A 520-nucleotide genomic window follows, 5' to 3' on the forward strand; every position below is an offset into this window, starting at 1 on the left:
GCGTCGGTTTAGGAAACAGCTAAGCCGGTCGGCGAAAACTATGTCGGCATTGTTATGCGTAAGCGGAGACATTTCTCGCTCTATTTGAGCACCACATTCTCGGCGGGATAGACGATCTTGCCGCTACCGCGCACGACAGCACCGGGCGTAAGGCTCGCCTCGTCGAAATGCTCCGCCCCAAGGATGTGCATGAGGCTCTCGCCTTGGCTGAGCAGGTAGTCGGAGATGATACGGCGGTGGCAGCGCCACCAGACGGCTTCCGCGCACATGATGGCGCAGCGGTGTTGGATGCCGAGTTCTCGCAGGCGCGCCAAGCCCAAGATAAACGGCTCCGTGAGGGCATAGTCCGCGTAATTGCGAAAACTGCGCACGCGCCAATAGGTGTTGGGCGAAGGCTCCGTACTACGTGCCTTACGTCGAAGTCCGCCAAGCGCGGCGATATGCTTATAGCCGATCTGCCACGGCGCCAAGGTTCCTGGGAGACTTTCGCCGTTGAACTGCGGATTCGTGCGCGAGCGCG

1 protein-coding gene is annotated in these 520 nt (G+C 60.2%); it reads right to left on the bottom strand.

All coding sequences use genetic code 11. The features are described from left to right. Positions 1 to 80: 80 nt before the first annotated feature. The coding region (locus tag ACX3P0_RS25350; protein ID WP_459093000.1) for a DUF488 domain-containing protein at positions 81 to 520 on the bottom strand (440 nt) is incomplete at its 5' end.

It is taken from the genome of Mesorhizobium sp. A556 (assembly GCF_054489545.1).